The organism is Allobosea sp. 2KB_26, from assembly GCF_052115715.1.
In the GTDB taxonomy this organism is placed as follows: domain Bacteria; phylum Pseudomonadota; class Alphaproteobacteria; order Rhizobiales; family Beijerinckiaceae; genus Allobosea.
The window spans coordinates 1-17,676 of the sequence record NZ_JBFRHE010000008.1 but is presented as its reverse complement, the minus strand read 5'-3'; the positions used below and the strand labels follow the sequence as shown (position 1 = coordinate 17,676).

Here is a 17,676-nt window from a genome sequence, read left to right as displayed (position 1 = left end):
ATATCCTTGCTCTTCTTGCTGGATTGTCCATGGCCCCACGCAGCCTGGCACAGGCGAAGGGCGGTATGCCTGTCGTGTGCTTCCTCGGTCTTGCCTCGGAATCGGCCGACCAGCCCCTGCTTGTCGCATTCAGGCAAGGGCTCAGGGAGCGCGGTCATGTCGAGGGTCGGACGATCCTGTTGGAAGCACGCCACGCCGCTGGTGATTTGCGCCTGGCTGCTCAGTTCATCGACGACATGGTGCGCCGGCCGGTCGATGTGTTCGTCGCGCCCGGACCGGCCGCGGCCCGGGCCATTCACCGCGCCACGCGCATCCCGATCGTCGCACTCGGCCTGCCCCCTGTCGCCGACGATCAGGGCCTGTTTGCAAGCCTGGCAAAGCCCGGCGGCAGCGTGACGGGCTTCTCCTATTTCGGAGAGGCGTTGTCGGCGAAGCGGATCGAGGCCCTGCGCGAGATCCTGCCAGGGTCCACCGTGCTCGGCATCCTGCACAATGTTGCCGATCCGGTGTTCAGGGATTGGGGCGCCCAAACGGATATCGCAGCCCGGGCACAGGGCTTCGAAACCATGCGCCTCGGCTTGCGGAGCAGCTCGGCTGGAGACGTCATCGAACATCTGCGGGCCTTGAGGAGCCGGGGCGGTGACGCCGTCATCGTGATCACTGATTTCCTGACCGTGAGCCTCAGGGACGAGATCATCCGCGCAGCCATCGAGTTGAGGATCGCCGTGATTTCGGAGTGGCCGACATTCGTCGAGTCCGGGGCCTTGATGTTCTACGGGGCTGATATCCCCGAACTCTTCCGGCAAGCGGCGGACTATGTCGATCGGATCGTCAAAGGCGAGCGCGCTGGCGACCTTCCGATCCAGCTCGCGACCAAATTTCGGATGAGCATCAATCTCAGGGCGGCAAGGATGTTGAACATCTCCGTCCCGCAGAGCCTCATCGCCAGCAGCGACGAGGTTCTTGAGTAGGCGCAGACCTGCCGGCGACCTTGCGCAGGGCGGCTTCGATCTACCCGCCACGACGGGCGCTACCGCAATCCGCGCAGGCTTTGTTGCGTTCTTGCGATGATGCCGAGCGACAGGATGCGCAAGGCGAAACGCGCTTATCCCAGCCGCGATTGCTCACGGAACTGACGCGGCGTTACGCCGGCAATGCGGCGGAAGGCGCGGCTGAAATGGGCTGGATCCGTATATCCGGAGGAAAATGCGACCTCGATGATCCTGCAATCCGTGTCGCGCAAAAGCCTGGCCGCATTCTCATACCTGACCGTGTCGAGGATGTCGGAATAGGTCAGGCCGACATGCGAGAGTTTGCGCTGAAAGGTGCGCGCGCTGACGCCCGCCATCTCCGCGACCTCGGCCAAAGCCGGCGTCCGCTCATCCAGATAGGCCGGCAACATCAGTTTGAGCAGGTCGACGATGTCGAAGGCGGAGGGACCATCCGCGTGATCGTGCGGCGCAGCAGATGAGCCGGTCGAACGGTTGGAAAGACTGAGATGCGAGATCGGCAGGCTGATCCAGGCCGCATGCTGGCCTGACAGGAACCGCACATTGGGCCAGGAGGATCGCGTCGCGGGACCAGGCGTGTACCGCGTTTCAAAGGCAATCGTCGTCGGCATCCAGTCGGGCCCTGCGAATTGCCGGATGATGTAGATCGGGAAAATGTTCTGGATCCATTGCGCGTATTCCAGGTTCAGCAGCCCATTCGTCCCGGCGAGCCTGCTGCAGACCCGCGCGTGATCGTCGTGGTGTTCGATCCACATGCTCAGGATCGTATCCTCCCGTGACGCCCAGCGGCAGGCGTGCCTGAGGGCAACGAGCAGGGTCGGGGAGTGAGCGATCAGGGCCCGGGTCCTTTCTCTCAAATGCGAGAAATGCAGGCGCTGGGTCGCGAGGAAGCCGAAATCCTCGATGCCCTGGGTTCTCCCGGCGGTTGCCGCGAAGCGCAGCACCGGCAGGAGGGGGAGATAGAAATCGCTCTTCTCCTCCAGGGACGAGGGAAGCCGGAACTTCTCCAGGAGGGAATGTGTCGGCGCACCCATCTCGTCGAGAATTCCGACGAAGGGCAGAAGGAACTGGCCGCGCGTCAAAGGGATATCAGCCATCGGATCTCGCAGTGATCATCGGGGCGCCGCGTTTCCTGGGGAGGGGCTTCCCTGGGATTCGCCAACGACGCGCAGAATAGCCGGTCGTGATTGGCGCGAAATGGCAAGACTGTGATCTGCCCATGCACGAAATGCTCGGAACGGAGTTCGCCTGCCGGTCGGGACATGATCGGCGGGGCGGAAGGCGTCGGCTTCCGCGGACGGTCCGCTTGCGCGAAGGGGCGGCAACGCTGTCGCCCCACCCGTGCGGCGGCTCGAAACAGGCTGCGGACAGGCCACGAGACCAGAGATCAATGACAGGGGAAACGGTGCGCTCTCTCATCATCGCGTTGACGTCGGCAGCATTATGCATGCCGGCTTGGGCGTCCGATCTCCCACAGCCTGCCCCGCCGCTAGCTCCCGTCATTGCTTCAGGGCCAAGCTTTTCCATCACGAGCTATCTCTGGGCGACGGCGATCGACGGAAAGAGCGCAACCTTCCCGCCGCTGCCGGCCGCGGATATCCACCTGCGCTTTCGCGATGTGCTGAAGGAATTGAACGGTGCGATGATGGCATCCGCCGAGATGCGTATCGACCGCTGGGGCTTCCTGGTCGACGGCCAGTTTTCGCAGGTGACCTCCGGCGGCAACCTGCCCGGGCCCTTCTTTTCCGCGCTGAAGCTGCGCTCGCAGAGCACGATCGTGCAGGGCTCCGCCCTTTATCGCGTCTATGAGGACGCGGCCGTTTCGCTGGACCTGGGCGGCGGTGTCCGGTTCTGGAACCTGAACAATAAGCTGGAGGTCCTGCCGGGCCTCGCCAATCTCCGCATCGACCACCGCGACTCCGAGATCTGGGCCGACCCCATCCTCGGTGCCCGGCTTGGGATCAAGCTCGGCGGCCCATGGAGCGTGACGGTTGCTGGCGATGTCGGCGGTTTCGGCGTCGGTTCGCACCTGACCTGGCAAGGGCTGGGCAGCGTCAACTACGCCTGGAGCGAGAGCCTGACGTTGAAAGCCGGTTACAGGGCGCTCCATGTCGATTATCGCAGGGGCGGTTTCTCCTACGATGTGACGCAGCACGGTCCCGCGGTTGCGGCAACATACCGGTTTTGACCGGGCAGCTTATGAGTTCGGCGATGTCGAAAGGAATGGGAATGTCTATGACGGTGAACGCGGTTCGGGCCACAGGTGTTTCGATGGTTGCGCTCATCGCGCTCTGCGGGCAGGCCTTTGCACAAGCGGGTGACGCCCAGTCCAAGGTCACCGATCCGCATTTCAAGATCGCGCCGGGCTATCTCAAGCCATCCGACCTGCCCAACAGCCTGGTCCTGCTGGGGCCGCCGCCCGAGAAGGATTCGGCTGCCTTGGCCAGGGACGAAGAAGCGCGCAAGGCGACGCTCCCGCTGCGGAACACCAGCCGCTGGAAGCTCGCCTCTACCGATGCCGATCTCGCCTTTCCACAAGCGGCCGACAATTTTTCCTGCGCGATGGGTGTCCGGATCGACAAGAAGCAGACCCCCCGCCTCTATGCGATGACGCAGAAGATGCTGTCGGATTTCGGCCTCTCCACCTATGGCGTGAAGAACAAGTACAATCGCGTCCGTCCCTTCGTCGTTCACAATGAATCAACCTGCAGGGCGGATCAGGAGGCGATTCTGCGGAGCGATGGCTCCTATCCGTCCGGCCACACCGCCGCGGGCTGGGGATGGGCCCTCGTCTTCGCGCAGATCAATCCGGAGCGCTCGAACGAGCTGCTCAAGCGCGGCATCGAATTCGGGCAGAGCCGCGTGATCTGCGACGCGCATTGGCAGAGCGATGTCGATGCGGGGCGGATCATGGGCGCGGCGGCCGTCGCGCGGCTCCAGACCAATGCGGCCTTCCTTGCCGATCTCAGAGCGGCGAAGGCGGAGGTTCGGGCTGCGAAGGCGAAGCGCTTGAACCCGCCGGATTGCGCTGCCGAAACTGCGGCCCTGGCGGGGCAGTAACGCCCCCGGTTGGGCGGCCGCCACGCGCCTGCACAAGCCGGCGCCGGCCGCCGCTACACCGCCGCCCAGCGTCCCTCGCGGAAGCTCCGGGCGGCGGCCTCGACCGTGCGTTCGATGCGCAGACCGGTCTCGAAATCGATGAGATGGGCCGGCTCGCCGGCGATGCTCCGCATCAGCTCGCGGCATTCGATGATCTTGAGCTCGTTGAAGCCGAGCCCGTGGCCGGGCGCAGGGACGAAGTGGTCATAGGGCTCGTGCGCCGGGGCCGTCAGGATGCGGCGGAAGCCCTGCAGGTCGCTGCGCCCGTCGGCCGTGTACAGCTCGATTTCGTTCATCCTCTCCTGGTCGAAGCTGATCGTTCCCTTCGCCCCGAAAACCTGCACGAAGATCCGGCCCTTGCGGCCCCAGGCGCAGCGATTGAGCGCGACGAGCCCGGACGCGCCCGAGGCGAGGCGCAGCAGGAGGGTCGCGATGTCGTGCGTCTCGACCGGTCGCGCGCCGCCCTCCGGCCGCGGACGCGTCGGATAGGGCCTGGCCATGTCGGCCATGACCTGCGCCACCTCGCCGACCAGCACCTTGAGCAGCGAGAAGGCGTGCACGCCGAAATCGTCGAGCGCGCCATGGCCCGATTGTGCCGCGCTCTTCCAGGAGAAATGGGCTTCGGCATCGGCCATGAAATCCTCGTCCATCTCGACGCGGACATGGTTGACCGGCCCGATGGCGCCTTCGCCGATCAGCCGCGCCGCCAGCCGGATGGCCGGGTTCTGGATGTAGTTGTAGCCCAGCACCGCGACCGTTCCGGCCGCCCGGGCGGAAGCCAGCATCGCTTGCGCATCGGCGAGGCTCGTCGCCATCGGCTTCTCGCACCAGACATGTTTGCCGGCCTCGAGCGCTGCGATCGCCATCTCGGCATGGAAGGCGTTGGGCGTGGTGATCGAGACGATGTCGACATCGGGATGGGCGACGAGCGCTCGCCAGTCGGCGGTGGACTGGGCGAAGCCGAACTCGCGTGCCCGTCTTGCAGCCAGCGCATCGTCCAGCTCGCACAGCATGGCGAGCCTCGGGCGCGCCACATCGCCGAAGACCGGGGCAACCGCGTTCCAGGCCAGGGCATGGCACTTGCCCATATAACCGGTGCCGATGAGGCCGACGCCGAGTGCGCGCATGCAAGTTCTCCCGAGCTTGGGGGATGGTTGTTCAGGTCAGGGTAGAGGTTGGGCTCTAGATCATCGGGTCGGATATCGTATCCGATCCGATGATCTAACCTTTTGTGTCTGCATCGGCTTTCTCGAAAACCGCAATCCACGTTTCGGGCCGGTGCTTTAGACCGTGCCGCCGAACCCCGCCGAGAGCGTGCAGTTCCTGGCCGCCAGCCATCAGGTTCTGCAGTTCGTCCATGGCAATGTCGGATTTTGTACGGAATGGCGAAAGGCTGCGCAGCGCCCCTGCATTGTGATGACATCGACCTTTGGCGGCGCCCACGCTCGCGCCTCGGCCACGTCTTCAGTCGTCCCTGTCGAAATCGATCAGCTGCCCATCGGCTGCAAATTCGGCATCGAACTTGGTCCCGTCGGCAAGGCGGCCTTCGATCTTGATGCGTCCGCCTCGCTCGAACTCAATCCGTTCGAGCGTAGCACCGGCGGGCCAGGACGGGTTCTGCAGCACTGGGGCCGGAACCAGCGAGCGGATCTGGTCAATGGGAAAGAGAGCGCGCCCTCGTGCTTCGATTTCATCGATTTCCCCGTTCTGCTCCAGCTCGACCTTGATGCGCGCGCCGCCCGGCAGGGTGCCGTAGACATATCTGCCATAGGCGATGTGCGGCTTCGGGCGGGTCTGAATGTCGGTCAGGCCGAGCTCCAAAATGGATCGCGGGAGGTCTTGGGCGGCAAGCATGCCGGGGTAGGCGAAGCTTGCCGCAAGCGCCGTGGCTACGAAGATTCGCTTCATCGTTTGCATTCCTCTCCGCTGTCGATCTCGCAGCAGGCCGGCTGCCGACGTCGCGACACCGCGCCGACAGTGCCAGAGTCGGGCGGCAAGCAGAAGTCGTCCCAACCGGGGGGCAGACCCGCCCGGCGGCTCCGGCACATGTCGGCACCATGGCCGAAGGCCGTCGCCGCCGGCAGGTCCTATTGCTGGGACAGAATCCACTTCACCAGACCTTCGGCCTCCTCTGGCGAAACGCCGGGTTGAGGCGGCATCGGCATCTGACCCCAATTGCCGCCGCCGCCCTTCACGACCTTTTCGCTCAAGGCCTTGAGCGCGGTTTCGTCCTTGGCGTAGCGCTCTGCCACGGCCTTGTAGGCCGGGCCGATCATCTTCCGTTCGATGGAATGGCAGGCCACGCAGTTTTTGCTCCTGGCCAGTTCGGCGCTGGCGAAGGCGCCCGACGAGGACAGAATCGCGACGAAAGCGGCTGCGGTGAGGTGGCGAAAGTCAAGCATGGGCAGGTTTCCCATCATGCGCGATCCGGCTCGGGCGGTATCGCAGGCCAGTGATCGAAACAAAGCGACCGGCAACAGCGCAGCACCATCATCGGCTCGGCGGGCGGACCCGAACCGGACATCCGGTGCCGGAAGCGGCTGCGAAATCCGGTCGCGTCCTCTGCGGGCGCGGGCGAAAGCTCAGCCGCGTCGCCCCTGCGGGAGACGCGGCTGCCGATCAGGCTCAGTTGGGCTTGAGCTGGTAGACGTCGCCCTGGTCGGTGGCCACGTACATGCTGCCGTCCGGCGCCTGCACGACGGAGCGGAAGCGTCCGGCCGGCATCGGCAGGGACACCGTGCTGCGCGTGGCGGACGAGCCGTCGGGCGTGATGTCGAGCACGTCGAGACGGTTGCCGACCGGCGTGCCGTGGATGCCGATGCCCATGAAGGTCACGACCATCCGGCCGCTCCAGTCCTTCCATTGCGGGCCTTTCAGGAACACGCATGACGACATGCCCTGTGACAGCGTGTCGTTGTTCCAGGCCGGCTTCATGGCGTTGGGATAGGTCTTGGTGTCGGTCATCGGCATGAAGGCCGAGCGCTCCTTCGGATCGACCGCGCCCATCTGGTTCGGCGAGTATCCGCAATATTTGTCGGGGCAGTCGGCGCGGCCGGCCATGTTCGGGCGCGGATCCCAGCCGCCATTGCCGCCGGCGGTCAGGGCCGTCACCTCGTCGCTATGCCAGGGGCCGTTCTCCGCCGTGTAGGGCTGATTGGTGCCGGGGCGGAAACAGATGCCTTGCGGATTGCGATGGCCGTAGGTGAAGACGCGGGCATCGAAGCCCTGCGGCGGGTTGTTGCCCGGCGCGGCCTTGCCGTCCCGGTCGATGCGCAGCACCTTTCCGCCCATGCGGGTCGGGCTTTGCGGCACCTCGCCATTATGGGTGTCGCCCGTCGTCACGTAGAGGAAGCCGTCGGCGGGGCCAAAGCGCAGGCGCCCGCCATTATGCGCGCCGGCATCGCCGAAGGGATGGTTGCTGGGCGCCGCCTTGTAGACGATGTCGGTGACGATATCCTGCCGGTTCGAGACCTTGGTCAGATCGGGATTGACCGTCAGCCGCAGCACCCGATTGGTTCCTGGCGCGGTCATGTTCGATGCCGAGGACACGTAGATGAAGCGGTTGGTGGCGAAGTCAGGGTCGATCGCCACACCGCTCATGCCGGCCTGGCCGCTGCAGAACAGGTCGGATGCGGTCTCAGGGTAGTTCTTGGAATCCTTGATGCCGAGCAGGGCGTTGATCTTGCCCGACGGCAGCCGGACCGAGAGCCCGCCGCATTTCTCGGTGAAGAACATCGTGCCGTCGGGCAGGAAGGCCATGTCCCAGGTCAGCTCGCGTCCGGACATCACGGTGGTGCTGGTGAGTCCGGGCGTTCCACTTGGGCTTTGGGCCGCCGCCGCCCCGGGCAGGGCGAGTGAGGCCAGTAACGTATAGGGCAACACGAAGCGAATACGTCGAGTCATCGATGTCTCCTCCGAGTTATTGAGCATCCTTGAAACGGTCAGCGATCTGCCGGACCTGGGCCGAAAGCATTGTTCGACAGATCGATTGTTATGCGAGCGTCAAGGATCGCGCAACATCGTTTCGCGGGGGTGGAGGATGCCGATCGCGTACATCGGACTTTGGGTCAAGGCTGATCTTGGCTGCCAACCGCCCGTTCCAATATTGGCGATGACGAGACAGCTTCCGCAAGAGGATAGGTACCGGGGGTGCAGCGCGAAATGCCGTCATCCGAGAGCATACCCATAGGTCATGCCGGGGTTACGGTGCGTGACCTGGTGATCGATCAGCCAGGGGGAACTTATTGTCTAGGCCAAGAAAGCCGGGGAGATGTAATCCAGAACATGTCTGGATTATTCTCGGCTTCCGTCCGGCAGCTGCTTTACGCAGCACAAGACCAGCGTCCCCCTAGCAATTTGCCCCGAACGTTCGCAGATTATGTGTTGGGTTGCAGTTGGGATCGAACCATGACTGCCAACAGCGTTCAGGTGACGAGACCGCCCGCAACCCTGCCGATCGCAGCCACGCTCGGCGCTCTCGGCGTCGTCTATGGCGATATCGGGACAAGTCCGCTCTATGCCTTGCGGGAAGCGGCGAGGGCGGCGAGCCAGGGCGGCAGCCTCGGCCAGGATGCGGTGCTCGGCATCGTCTCGCTCATCCTGTGGGCGCTGATCCTGATCATTTCCATGAAATATGCGCTGCTGATCCTGCGCGCCGATAATCGCGGAGAGGGCGGCATCGTCGCCATGCTGGCCCTGCTCTCGGCCCGCAACGCCGAGCCTGGAAGCTGGCGCGCCTATCTTCTGGTCGTCGGCCTGATCGGTGCGGCGCTGCTTTACGGCGACGGCGCCATCACCCCGGCGATCTCGGTGCTGAGCGCCGTCGAAGGCCTGAAGCTCGACGCACCGGCGCTGCAGCATGTCGTGGTGCCATTGACCGTGGTCATTCTGATCGGCCTGTTCGCCGTCCAGAAGAAGGGCACCGGCTTCATCGGCGCGATCTTCGGGCCGGTCATGCTCTGCTGGTTCATCATCATCGCGCTGCTTGGCCTCCACGGCATCGCCCGGGCGCCCGGCGTGCTCGCGGCGCTCAGCCCGCTCTACGCCGTCACATTCCTGATCCACCAGGATTTCCATGTCAGTTTCGCCATTCTCGGCGCAGCATTCCTGGCCGTTACCGGCGGCGAAGCCATGTATGCCGACATGGGACATTTCGGCCGCCTGCCGATCAGGCTCGCCTGGTTCGGCATTGCCCTGCCGGCGCTCGTGCTGAACTATTTTGGCCAGGCCGGGCTCCTGATCACCGACACTGCCGCGCTGGATAATCCATTCTACCAGCTGGCGCCGGACTGGGCGCATTACCCCCTCGTCGCCTTTGCCACGGTGGCGACGGTGATCGCCTCGCAAGCCATCATTTCCGGGGTTTTCTCCCTGACCCAGCAGGCGATCCAGCTCGGATTCCTGCCCCGCATGCATATTGCGCACACCGCGAGCCACGAGATCGGCCAGATCTATGTGCCGCTGGTCAACTGGCTGCTGGCGGCAGCGACGCTCGGCGCGGTGGTCGGCTTCGGCTCGTCCGACGCGCTGGCCGGCGCCTATGGCATTGCCGTCTCCCTGCTGATGGCGATCACCACTCTGCTGGCCGCGCTCGTCGCGCTGCACTGGGGCTATCCGCCGGTGATCGTGATTGCGGTCAACGGCTTCTTCTTCGTCATCGACTGCATCTTCTTCGCAGCGAACACGACCAAGCTGTTTGAAGGCGGCTGGTTTCCGCTGCTGCTGGCCGGAGCCGCCGCCTTCGTGATGCTGACCTGGCGCGCCGGCGTCAAACTGGTCGAGCGGGCGCGCCGCAAATTGCGCCAGCCGGAGGAGGAACTGATCGAGAGCGCGGTCGCGACCTGCCGTTCGCGGCTACCCGGAACCGCCGTCTTCATGGCGTCTGCTCCCCATGGCGTGCCGCTGGCGCTGACGCAGTTCGTCCGCCACAACCGCGTGCTGCATGAGCGCATCCTGCTGGTGACGGTCGTCATCGCAGAGGTTCCCCGCGTCGAGGAGGACGCTCGGGTCGAGGTGATCGAAATCCATGAAAGCATCACCCGGATCATCCTGCATTTCGGCTTCATGCAGTATCCAAACATCGCCGACGGACTTCGGATGGCCTGCGAACAGGGCAGGCTGCCCGGAGTGCACCCTGCAGAGATCACCTATTTCATCAGCCGCGAGACGATCATCCCGAGCGAGGAGGTCGCCGGCATGGCGGTCTGGCGGGAGACGCTGTTTGCTTTCCTGCAGCGCAATGCCGAGCGTTCGGCTGCGTTCTTCGGCGTGCCGACCAAGCAGGTGGTCGAGCTCGGAACCGAGATCGAGATCTGACGCCTGCCAGGCGAGGCACGCCATCCCCGGCGTGGCATGGAAGCCCAGCTCCTCCAGTGGGCTGGCCCGCGAGGCGACGCGGGGCATTGGCGCCGCGCGAGGCCCGTGTCCTGGGCTGGACCGGCCCGCCATCCCCCAGGCCAAACGTCCACGCGAAAATTCACCCCCCCCTGCGGAGTATCGCGACGTCCGCTGTCAGGTGCCCGGGGTGGCTGGAGAATGCCCCCTGAACCGGACAGCATCCGAGTTCCGACTTCGAGGGGAAACGGCTAATGAGGCGGGCGACATCAGCACATCCCAGGGAATGCCAGGATGACAGAGCCCGCCACGATCCTCTTGAGCCGCGTCAATGGCCACGGCGCCTCCGCGAGCGGGCAAAGTAGCTGCCTCGATCTGACGGACAGCAATGGACGTCGCTTCATCCTTCACATTCCGCGCCTGCTCGAAGGGGATTTCCTGTCGCGGTTCGAAGCTGCCGCCATGCACGCCGCCGAACTGCGCGGCTCTCCTTCACATGCCGATGTTGTCAACGCCGTCCTGGCCGAACAGACCAGTTTCGTGAAGGCGGAGGATGGAACCTTGATCCTGAGGACGAAAACCCGCTCCGGCGTGGATATCGATATCAGCTTCGACGAGACCACCGTTCTTGGACTTCGCGCATTGTTGGAAACCCGACCAGCGCGCTGAGGCGCGCCTTTCGCCGAGACGGCGCTGAACCTGCGGCGATGCCGCCTCAGGATGTGGCGTTCCTGACGCCAGGCGTCTCGGCGCTGTGTTCAGGCGATGCTTGGTCGAGCAGAGACGGCAGTCTCGGCCTTGCGCCTCTATTGTCCCGGCAGGGTCAGGACCAGCGGTCCGTGGCGCGAGGCAATGACGGTGTGCTCGTATTGGACCGTGAGGGCTCGCGGCTGGCTGTAGAGGGTCCAGGGGTCGTCGCCATCTTCGGCGAATTCGGCGCCGAGGGACAGGAAGGGCTCGATGGTGAAGACCAGCCCCTCCTGCATGACCCGGCGCTCGGAGGCATCGGGCCAGGTTGCGATCTCGGTCGGCTCCTCATGCAGCGACAGGCCCACGCCGTGGCTGGCGAGGTTGCGCACCAGCGTGTAGCCGTTCTTTCGCGCGAAGGTGCCGACAGCCTGTCCGATGCCGGCAAGTGGCTTGCCGGCGCCGACCTGGCGCAATCCTGTCCACATCGCCCGGCGCCCGTCCCGGCACAGCCGCTCGACCGCGCGCGTCACGGGCGGCACGGCAAACGACGCCCCGGTATCGGCGAAGTAGCCGTCCTTCTCTGCGGAGACATCGATATTGACCAGGTCACCCGGATTGATCCTGCGGGCACCCGGGATGCCATGCGCGATCTCTTCGTTGACGCTGATGCAGGTCGCTCCGGGAAAGGCGTAGGCCAGTTCCGGAGCCGGGCGGGCCCCGGCGGCTTCCATGAACGCGCGCCCGATCTGATCGAGTTCGAGCGTGGTCATGCCGGGCTCGACGGCCTTGCCCATCACCTCGAGCGTGTTGGCAACGATGCGCCCGATCTGCTTCAGCCCGGTCAAATCGTCGTCGTTCGTCACCGTCATGTCGTTTCCCCTGGCAAAGCCGGATGAGGCTCTACAGCATCGGCCCGAAAAGTGGAGCGCGGTTTTCGGAAAGAGCCGATGCAAAGAAGGCTAAAGCATCGGCGGGAAAAGTGGAGCGCGGTTTTCGGGGGCGATGCAAGACCCAGGCTGTCGGCCGCGGCTTAAGCTACTCCCGATCTCTGTAGAATCGGCGGGGACCGGCTTGCCGTCAGCGGCAGACGCGCCTGCCGTTGATGATCGTGCAGCCGCGTCGCACGGGCGCGACAACCACGGCACGCGGGGCGACCGGGCGACGCACTGCGACCGCACCGTTCGGCCCGGCACAACCAGCTCGCACGACGCCGCGTGCGCAGACCACGGCGCTGGCCTCCGTCGGAGAGAGGGCAGCGGCCAAGGCCAAGGCTCCGAGGCCGAAGATGGCATATTTCATGTCGTGGTCCCTTTTGGAGTTTAAGAGTGGGAAGGTTCCCAGAGGATCAAAGTTTGGCGATGAGAGGATCAGAACTTGTAGAGCAAGCGCCCGACAACCTGATTGGTGCTCAATTGCTGCTTGAAACCGACGATCCCGAGCCCGCCGACGCTAACCGGGTAGGTGTAGGTATCCTCCTGGAATTGTGAGTACCGATACTCCAGGCCGGCGATCCAGTTGTTCGTGATGGCGTATTCGGCGCCGGCGCCGAGCGTCCAGCCAAGGCGGGTGCTGTCGCCTGCGCCATAGGAATAACCCGTGCCCGTCACCGTCGACTTGGCGTCGGCCAATGCGAGGCCGCCGGTTGCGTAGATCATGAACCGGTCGAAGGCATAACCGACGCGCAGCCTGGCCGAGCCGGCCCAGTTGGTATGGGCGGTGATGAAATCGCCGGTCAGCGCGGTGAAGCGCTGCTTGCCGGTGATCAGGGCTGCACCGTCGATCTCGCCGCCGAGGACAAGCTGGCCGATCTGGTAGTTGTAGCCCGCCAGCAGACCGACCGTAGCGCCGTCCCTGTTCAGGCTCGGCAATGAAGCGGCAGCGGCCCGACCGGCGATCACGGCGCCCGGCGTCAGTTCGGTTCTGGTCTGCGCCCAGCCGGCCTGGGCACCGACATAGAAACCGGTCCATGTGAAGGCCGGCGGCATGGGAATGGCAGGTTCGATCCGCCGCGACGGCAGATCGGCAGCCTGCGCGGGGAGCGAGAACAGTGCGAAAGCAAGTCCGGCACCGAATACTGTAGATGAGGTAGACATCTTCAACGCGCCCTTCGTGAATGTCGGATCGATTGCATGCGCCGGCCCGCAAATGGATGCGGGCGATCAGCTTTCATGGAGTTCGGGTTTATTCAGTTCAGATTCGACAGCGATTTCAGTACATGAATGGTCCTGGCCCACCCCAGGGTCCGAAATCGAAGGCGTCTTGGTTCATCACTGCTGTCATCTGTTGCTCGTTGGCCAATTTCTGCGCGAAGACCATCTGGCGAAATTGGGCGTAAGCCGCCTGGCTGCCGAAGTAGACGCATTGGCAGACGATGGGATCGGCGTAGACGTAGACGATCTCAGCGTTTTTCGCCTGTTGAACGAATTTATTGGGGGGCAGCTTCTTCATGGCCGCAAGGCGCTGTGGCGTGTTTGCGGGCTGTGGAACGAAGCCGGCCGCCGAGAGCAGGTCTTCCTTCTGCTGCACGGCCTGGGGCGTGGACTGGCAACCGGCCAGGGCCAGCCCGAGCGAGACTGCAAGCGCAGCGACGACGCGCGATGTCATGACATTCTCCAGAGATAGGTTCGACTTAGGCGACGTGTTGACGCCGGCACGCGGCGGCATTCGCCGCGCATGTCGGGCGCCAAACGGGCGAGAGGAGGAGTTCCGGGACCTAGTTGCCGACGGCGGAGCCGAGCAGATAATCCTTCTGCAATGCCTGGTCCGACGACGGATAAAGCGTCTGGCATTCCGCCCAGTAGAAGGTCTTGGGCTGCCGATTGGCGGGATCTGCACAGATTGCGGCAAGCTGCGCCTGCCGCGATTGCGACGACTGGCAGCCTGCCAGGATCAGTCCGATCGATAACGCAATCCCTGCCAGGATAGACCTGTTCATGTCGCCCTCTGTGTGCCTGCAGTACTGGAGCTTGCCGGTTCGATGAGAGGCGGACGCCCCGTTCGGGCGGCCGCCATGTCGCCTCGGAAGGCCGGTCTGACCGGCCTTCGCGTCGTTGATCCGATCGGCCGCAAGCTGCCCGCCTGCGAACCTACCGGCAGGCGCTTATTTCATCTGGATGCCCAGCTTGGCGCGCTCATCCTTGAACACGACTGCGAGCGCCTCGATGATCTTCTTACCTGGATTGGCCTTGCAGTAGAGGATGACCTCGTGCTCGACGACCTTGCCCTTCTTCAGGTCGAGGAAATGCTTCTTGGCGAGGCCGTTATACCAGCCGCTATACCATGCCGAGAGCGCATCGGCGTCCTCCTGGAAGGTCCCCGCCAGCTGGGCGCAGGTCAGGGCCTGGACGTCGATGAAGCCGTTGGCATCGGCATAGCTCGTCAGCGGAACCTGGGCGGTCGCGGCAGTCGAGGCTGCGCAAACGACCGATACCGCCATGGCGGCAAGAATTTTTGACATGATGATCTCCTGTTTTGAACTGTGGGAAGCGTGACTAAAGAGCTGGAATCGCGCGCTGATCGCGCCGGCGGCCTGGTTCCGGACCGCCCTGGAGAGATCGCGCGGTGCGTCCTTTGCCGGCGCTATGGGCGCACAGCAGGAGAACCGGCGACGTTGTCGCAACGAACTTGCGATGGAGAGGCGGAGGAAGCTTTCGTCCGCTATGAGGCTCGTTTCACACCCGGCGGCCGCCATGTCCCTTCGCCCGCCGGCAGGATCGAGGGCGGCGTCGGCTTCGGCCAATAGAGGCGCATCACGAGATAGATCGTGTCATCCGGCGCCGGAAGCCAATTGGCTTCCTTGTCGGCACCCGGGCTGTCCTTCTGGATGTACAGCGTCAGCGAGCCATCCGCGTCCTTCTTCATCGCCGAAAGCATCGGAGAGTTGATGAGGTAGCGATCGATCGGGTTCTTGACCAGGAGCTGGCTCTTGCCGTCATACATCGTCACGGACCAGAACGCATTGACCGGCGGCAACTGGCCGGGTGCGAAGGTGATGGTGTATTTGTGCCTGCTGCCGTCGAGCGGCTCACCGGCCGCGTCGACTCGGGTATAGGGGTACGTGGCTTCCACGGCATCGTTGCCATAGATACCACCCTTGGCGGCGCCGGCCCGCATCAGCCAATCGCCGTTGTAGAAGGCCTCGTCGCCAAAGAACGAGCCGATATTCCAGCCGTTGATGGTCTTCATTCCGCTGGCCAGCCATTTGGCGACCCTGTCGTCGCCCTGTTTCATGGCGATCAGGATTGCAGCCTTGTGCTCGAGCGAGAGATCCTTGAACGCGAAGGTCTTGCCGGGGCCGATGCCGATCTTCGCGAGTTTCGCACGAACCGCCTTGTCCCTTGGCGTCTCGGGGACGAATTGCAGGGCCGCGTCGAGATACTCGAAGAAGTTGTCCTTGATCCCGGCCGTGGTGGCGGGAACGAAGGCGATTGTCGGCGCGGCCGGCGGGGCGGGTTGCTTGAGGAAGGCCGAAAGCGGGCGGGCCTTGTAGCCGGCCTGGACCTTTTCGACATTGGGCATGTCGCCGGGGTTGAAGAGCTGGGTGCGGATCAGCGCGAGCGTGAACGGCGTCGTCGATCGGAAGACCTGTTTGATTCCGGCCGGCTTTTCCCCCTTCCAGTCGGGGCCGACCACCAGATAGTCGCCAGGCTCCGTGCCCGTGGCGCGCGTGCCGATATAGCCGTAATTATAGGTATTGCCGTCGATGAGCTGGACCGAATAGTAGCGCTCCCTTGCGATCGCCGGCACCGAGATGACCATCGGTTCAGCGCGCAAATCCAGCCAGATCGTCGAGTATGGGGTGTCGCTGTTCGGCGTGATGACGGCCGTGTCCGCCGGGGTGGAGACATGGTGCTGGTTGTCGATCTCGTTGAACGGTGCCTTGAACTGGCCGGAGTTCCTGTCCACGGCAAATTCTTGCATGACCGCATAGTTCATCACGAGCGGCAGGCCGTAGATGAAACCTTCTTCGGCGATGTCCTTCGCCTCGAAGACGTTGGGCCATTCGGGCTTGGTCTGTGCAAAGACAGGGCTGGACTTCACTGTGGCGGCGGCGAATGCGGCCATCGCAGCAGAGCCAAGCAGATCGCGTTTCGTCAGCATGTGAGGAGCTTCCTTCTGGTTCGCAACGTGTGGTCAAGCGCGCGTAGGTCGCAGGTGAACGCTATGCGGCCTTGGCGATGATCGACAATGCAGGGATGACCGATCCTTGGAGCGGACATCGGATTCGACAGCCGAGGGTCAGTAGCAGGGCGGATACGGATAATATCCGCAGGCCGGTCGATAGGCATACGGGGCGTAATACGCTGCGGCACCCAGTGCGCCGGCGGCCACCGCGCCCCTGTAATAGGCTCCGCGAAATGCGCTGCGGCGCGCCACGCCGGCGAAGGACAATGGCGTAAAGGGCCGGCCAATCAGGTCGATGAAGATCGATGCAGGGCCGTCGCCGCCCGCAAGGTCGCCCTCCATCACGTCGACGTCGAATGTGACCTGGTCGCCTTCGAGCTTCGGTGTCTTCAGGACCACGACCGCGTCGCGAATACCCGAGCCATCCCTTGTGAAAGCTGACACGGTCGCATTCGGCGGGTCCTTGTAGAAGCTGTCGGGGCTCTGGTTGCCCGGCAGCCACTCCTCGAGGATATGCGCCGTGAGTTCGTGACCAGCGGACCTCACGGGACGGTCGGCGAACACAATGGAATTCGGCGACAGGCCGCTCAGCACCAGCTTCCCACCCTGCAAGGTCGCACCGCGAGCGCTCAGGACAAAGAGTGAAGGCACGAGTTCGGGCTTCGCGGGCGTGCCGATCGCTTTCTGCAGCGGCACATGCGGGGGAACGGCCGGCGTCGCCTGAGCTGACGCAGAGTTGGACATCAATGTCAGGGCAGAAACCGCGACAGCATGAAGAAAGAACAGGGCAATTGTATTTCGCGCGGTTTTCATGGCGCTCTTCCTTCGTTTGAATGCGTTAGTGCGGTCTACTGACTCTATTTCGGGAACAGGAACTGGAGCTGGGCTCGGAGCTGCCAGTCGGCGGCGCCGCTGGGCTTTGCCACGTTGTAATAGGCTGCGAGCTGCGCGTTGACGGGCTGATGGCCGATCTTGAACACGCGCCCGAAACCGCCTCCGATCGGCACCGTCCAGCGGTCGCCATGGCCGGTTTCCCAGTTGGCGGTGATGATGGGGGACGAGGTCAGGTACCAGCCGCCGTGGAAATTGTAATTCACGAAGGGCTGCAGCGTCATCGCGTTGACCGCGCTGCGATTGCTCTTGCCCGCGAAGGACCAGACATTGTTGACGAGGACGCCGACGACCCAGGGCCCTTCGATCGCCAGGGCGACGAAGGCCGGGCCCGCCGAGTACTTGCCGGCGGTCAGGGTCTTGTCGGTGCCGGTGGGGAGCACGAAGGTCGGGCCGATGCCCCAGATGATGCCGTGTGTCGGCTGCTTCGGCGAGAAGAAGAAGCTCGGGTTGATGTCGCCGAGGCCGAACTCGCGCTCGCCATTCACCGTCAGGGCCGGTTGCGCGATCACCGGCGTGATCCAGCGCG

At 64.1% G+C, this 17,676-nt stretch carries 18 protein-coding genes and 2 pseudogenes; 5 read left to right on the top strand and 15 right to left on the bottom strand.

From position 1 onward, the window contains the following. The first annotated feature begins 29 nt into the window (after positions 1–29). Complete coding sequence (locus AB4099_RS20770; RefSeq protein ID WP_441479450.1) at positions 30–971, top strand: ABC transporter substrate-binding protein; 942 nt, start codon at positions 30–32, stop codon at positions 969–971. A gap of 134 nt (positions 972–1,105) precedes the next feature. Here the strand turns inward: AB4099_RS20770 and AB4099_RS20765 are convergent, their stop codons facing one another. Then, positions 1,106–2,107: a helix-turn-helix domain-containing protein gene (locus AB4099_RS20765; protein ID WP_441479449.1), complete on the bottom strand. Its 1,002-nt coding sequence runs from the start codon at positions 2,105–2,107 to the stop codon at positions 1,106–1,108. Positions 2,108–2,457: 350 nt separating this feature from the next. On the opposite strand from AB4099_RS20765, the gene AB4099_RS20760 reads away from it, so the two are divergent. Next, on the top strand, positions 2,458–3,198 hold the full coding sequence (locus AB4099_RS20760; protein ID WP_113511773.1) for a hypothetical protein: 741 nt from the start codon (positions 2,458–2,460) through the stop codon (positions 3,196–3,198). 41 nt (positions 3,199–3,239) lie between these two features. Continuing rightward, positions 3,240–4,070 carry an acid phosphatase gene (locus AB4099_RS20755; RefSeq protein WP_441479448.1) on the top strand — a complete coding sequence of 277 codons (831 nt, stop codon included), beginning with the start codon at positions 3,240–3,242 and terminating at the stop codon, positions 4,068–4,070. A 53-nt stretch (positions 4,071–4,123) separates the two neighbouring features. Here the strand turns inward: AB4099_RS20755 and AB4099_RS20750 are convergent, their stop codons facing one another. The 5 genes and pseudogenes from AB4099_RS20750 to AB4099_RS20730 form a co-directional block, all read right to left on the bottom strand. After that, positions 4,124–5,236 (bottom strand): Gfo/Idh/MocA family protein, encoded by a 1,113-nt coding sequence (locus AB4099_RS20750; RefSeq protein WP_113511775.1) that lies wholly within the window; start codon positions 5,234–5,236, stop codon positions 4,124–4,126. A gap of 156 nt (positions 5,237–5,392) precedes the next feature. After that, a pseudogene (locus tag AB4099_RS20745) lies at positions 5,393–5,483 on the bottom strand (sugar ABC transporter ATP-binding protein); the annotation flags it as partial. A gap of 90 nt (positions 5,484–5,573) precedes the next feature. Continuing rightward, positions 5,574–6,017 (bottom strand): hypothetical protein, encoded by a 444-nt coding sequence (locus AB4099_RS20740; RefSeq protein WP_162767961.1) that lies wholly within the window; start codon positions 6,015–6,017, stop codon positions 5,574–5,576. A gap of 179 nt (positions 6,018–6,196) precedes the next feature. After that, entirely contained in the window at positions 6,197–6,511 is a 315-nt protein-coding gene (locus AB4099_RS20735; RefSeq protein WP_113511977.1) for a c-type cytochrome, read from the bottom strand. A gap of 223 nt (positions 6,512–6,734) precedes the next feature. Beyond that, a complete protein-coding gene (locus tag AB4099_RS20730) occupies positions 6,735–8,012 on the bottom strand; it encodes a PQQ-dependent sugar dehydrogenase (RefSeq protein ID WP_441479447.1) in 1,278 nt (425 codons plus the stop codon). A gap of 504 nt (positions 8,013–8,516) precedes the next feature. Here AB4099_RS20730 and AB4099_RS20725 point away from each other — a divergent pair. Further along, on the top strand, positions 8,517–10,424 hold the full coding sequence (locus AB4099_RS20725) for a potassium transporter Kup (RefSeq protein ID WP_441479446.1): 1,908 nt from the start codon (positions 8,517–8,519) through the stop codon (positions 10,422–10,424). A 312-nt stretch (positions 10,425–10,736) separates the two neighbouring features. After that, the gene (locus tag AB4099_RS20720; RefSeq protein ID WP_441479445.1) at positions 10,737–11,111 is read left to right on the top strand and encodes a hypothetical protein; all 375 of its coding nucleotides are present in this window, start codon (positions 10,737–10,739) and stop codon (positions 11,109–11,111) included. 137 nt (positions 11,112–11,248) lie between these two features. Here the strand turns inward: AB4099_RS20720 and map are convergent, their stop codons facing one another. The 9 genes and pseudogenes from map to AB4099_RS20675 all read right to left on the bottom strand — a co-directional run. Beyond that, the gene (gene map, locus AB4099_RS20715) at positions 11,249–12,001 is read right to left on the bottom strand and encodes a type I methionyl aminopeptidase (RefSeq protein WP_113511783.1); all 753 of its coding nucleotides are present in this window, start codon (positions 11,999–12,001) and stop codon (positions 11,249–11,251) included. A gap of 208 nt (positions 12,002–12,209) precedes the next feature. Continuing rightward, complete coding sequence (locus AB4099_RS20710) at positions 12,210–12,431, bottom strand: hypothetical protein (RefSeq protein ID WP_113511785.1); 222 nt, start codon at positions 12,429–12,431, stop codon at positions 12,210–12,212. 68 nt (positions 12,432–12,499) lie between these two features. After that, positions 12,500–13,225 (bottom strand): outer membrane protein, encoded by a 726-nt coding sequence (locus tag AB4099_RS20705; RefSeq protein WP_441479444.1) that lies wholly within the window; start codon positions 13,223–13,225, stop codon positions 12,500–12,502. Between the two features lie 115 nt (positions 13,226–13,340). Next, entirely contained in the window at positions 13,341–13,736 is a 396-nt protein-coding gene (locus AB4099_RS20700) for a hypothetical protein (RefSeq protein WP_113511789.1), read from the bottom strand. Positions 13,737–13,845: 109 nt separating this feature from the next. Continuing rightward, the gene (locus tag AB4099_RS20695; protein ID WP_441479443.1) at positions 13,846–14,067 is read right to left on the bottom strand and encodes a hypothetical protein; all 222 of its coding nucleotides are present in this window, start codon (positions 14,065–14,067) and stop codon (positions 13,846–13,848) included. A gap of 165 nt (positions 14,068–14,232) precedes the next feature. Continuing rightward, positions 14,233–14,589 carry an HdeA/HdeB family chaperone gene (locus AB4099_RS20690; protein WP_113511793.1) on the bottom strand — a complete coding sequence of 119 codons (357 nt, stop codon included), beginning with the start codon at positions 14,587–14,589 and terminating at the stop codon, positions 14,233–14,235. Positions 14,590–14,789: 200 nt separating this feature from the next. After that, positions 14,790–16,232 (bottom strand): DUF1254 domain-containing protein, encoded by a 1,443-nt coding sequence (locus AB4099_RS20685; RefSeq protein ID WP_441479442.1) that lies wholly within the window; start codon positions 16,230–16,232, stop codon positions 14,790–14,792. Between the two features lie 138 nt (positions 16,233–16,370). Next, entirely contained in the window at positions 16,371–17,069 is a 699-nt protein-coding gene (locus AB4099_RS20680; protein ID WP_441479441.1) for a hypothetical protein, read from the bottom strand. A gap of 44 nt (positions 17,070–17,113) precedes the next feature. Then, positions 17,114–17,676, bottom strand: a pseudogene (locus AB4099_RS20675) (outer membrane protein); the annotation flags it as partial.

Bases quoted from the DNA above. Each gene is read 5' to 3' on its own strand.
- AB4099_RS20770 (WP_441479450.1), top strand. From the start codon at position 30: ATGGCCCCACGCAGCCTGGCACAGGCGAAGGGCGGTATGCCTGTCGTG.
- AB4099_RS20765 (WP_441479449.1), bottom strand. From the start codon at position 2,107: ATGGCTGATATCCCTTTGACGCGCGGCCAGTTCCTTCTGCCCTTCGTC.
- AB4099_RS20760 (WP_113511773.1), top strand. From the start codon at position 2,458: ATGCCGGCTTGGGCGTCCGATCTCCCACAGCCTGCCCCGCCGCTAGCT.
- AB4099_RS20755 (WP_441479448.1), top strand. From the start codon at position 3,240: ATGTCTATGACGGTGAACGCGGTTCGGGCCACAGGTGTTTCGATGGTT.
- AB4099_RS20750 (WP_113511775.1), bottom strand. From the start codon at position 5,236: ATGCGCGCACTCGGCGTCGGCCTCATCGGCACCGGTTATATGGGCAAG.
- AB4099_RS20740 (WP_162767961.1), bottom strand. From the start codon at position 6,017: ATGAAGCGAATCTTCGTAGCCACGGCGCTTGCGGCAAGCTTCGCCTAC.
- AB4099_RS20735 (WP_113511977.1), bottom strand. From the start codon at position 6,511: ATGCTTGACTTTCGCCACCTCACCGCAGCCGCTTTCGTCGCGATTCTG.
- AB4099_RS20730 (WP_441479447.1), bottom strand. From the start codon at position 8,012: ATGACTCGACGTATTCGCTTCGTGTTGCCCTATACGTTACTGGCCTCA.
- AB4099_RS20725 (WP_441479446.1), top strand. From the start codon at position 8,517: ATGACTGCCAACAGCGTTCAGGTGACGAGACCGCCCGCAACCCTGCCG.
- AB4099_RS20720 (WP_441479445.1), top strand. From the start codon at position 10,737: ATGACAGAGCCCGCCACGATCCTCTTGAGCCGCGTCAATGGCCACGGC.
- map (WP_113511783.1), bottom strand. From the start codon at position 12,001: ATGACGGTGACGAACGACGACGATTTGACCGGGCTGAAGCAGATCGGG.
- AB4099_RS20710 (WP_113511785.1), bottom strand. From the start codon at position 12,431: ATGAAATATGCCATCTTCGGCCTCGGAGCCTTGGCCTTGGCCGCTGCC.
- AB4099_RS20705 (WP_441479444.1), bottom strand. From the start codon at position 13,225: ATGTCTACCTCATCTACAGTATTCGGTGCCGGACTTGCTTTCGCACTG.
- AB4099_RS20700 (WP_113511789.1), bottom strand. From the start codon at position 13,736: ATGACATCGCGCGTCGTCGCTGCGCTTGCAGTCTCGCTCGGGCTGGCC.
- AB4099_RS20695 (WP_441479443.1), bottom strand. From the start codon at position 14,067: ATGAACAGGTCTATCCTGGCAGGGATTGCGTTATCGATCGGACTGATC.
- AB4099_RS20690 (WP_113511793.1), bottom strand. From the start codon at position 14,589: ATGTCAAAAATTCTTGCCGCCATGGCGGTATCGGTCGTTTGCGCAGCC.
- AB4099_RS20685 (WP_441479442.1), bottom strand. From the start codon at position 16,232: ATGCTGACGAAACGCGATCTGCTTGGCTCTGCTGCGATGGCCGCATTC.
- AB4099_RS20680 (WP_441479441.1), bottom strand. From the start codon at position 17,069: ATGAAAACCGCGCGAAATACAATTGCCCTGTTCTTTCTTCATGCTGTC.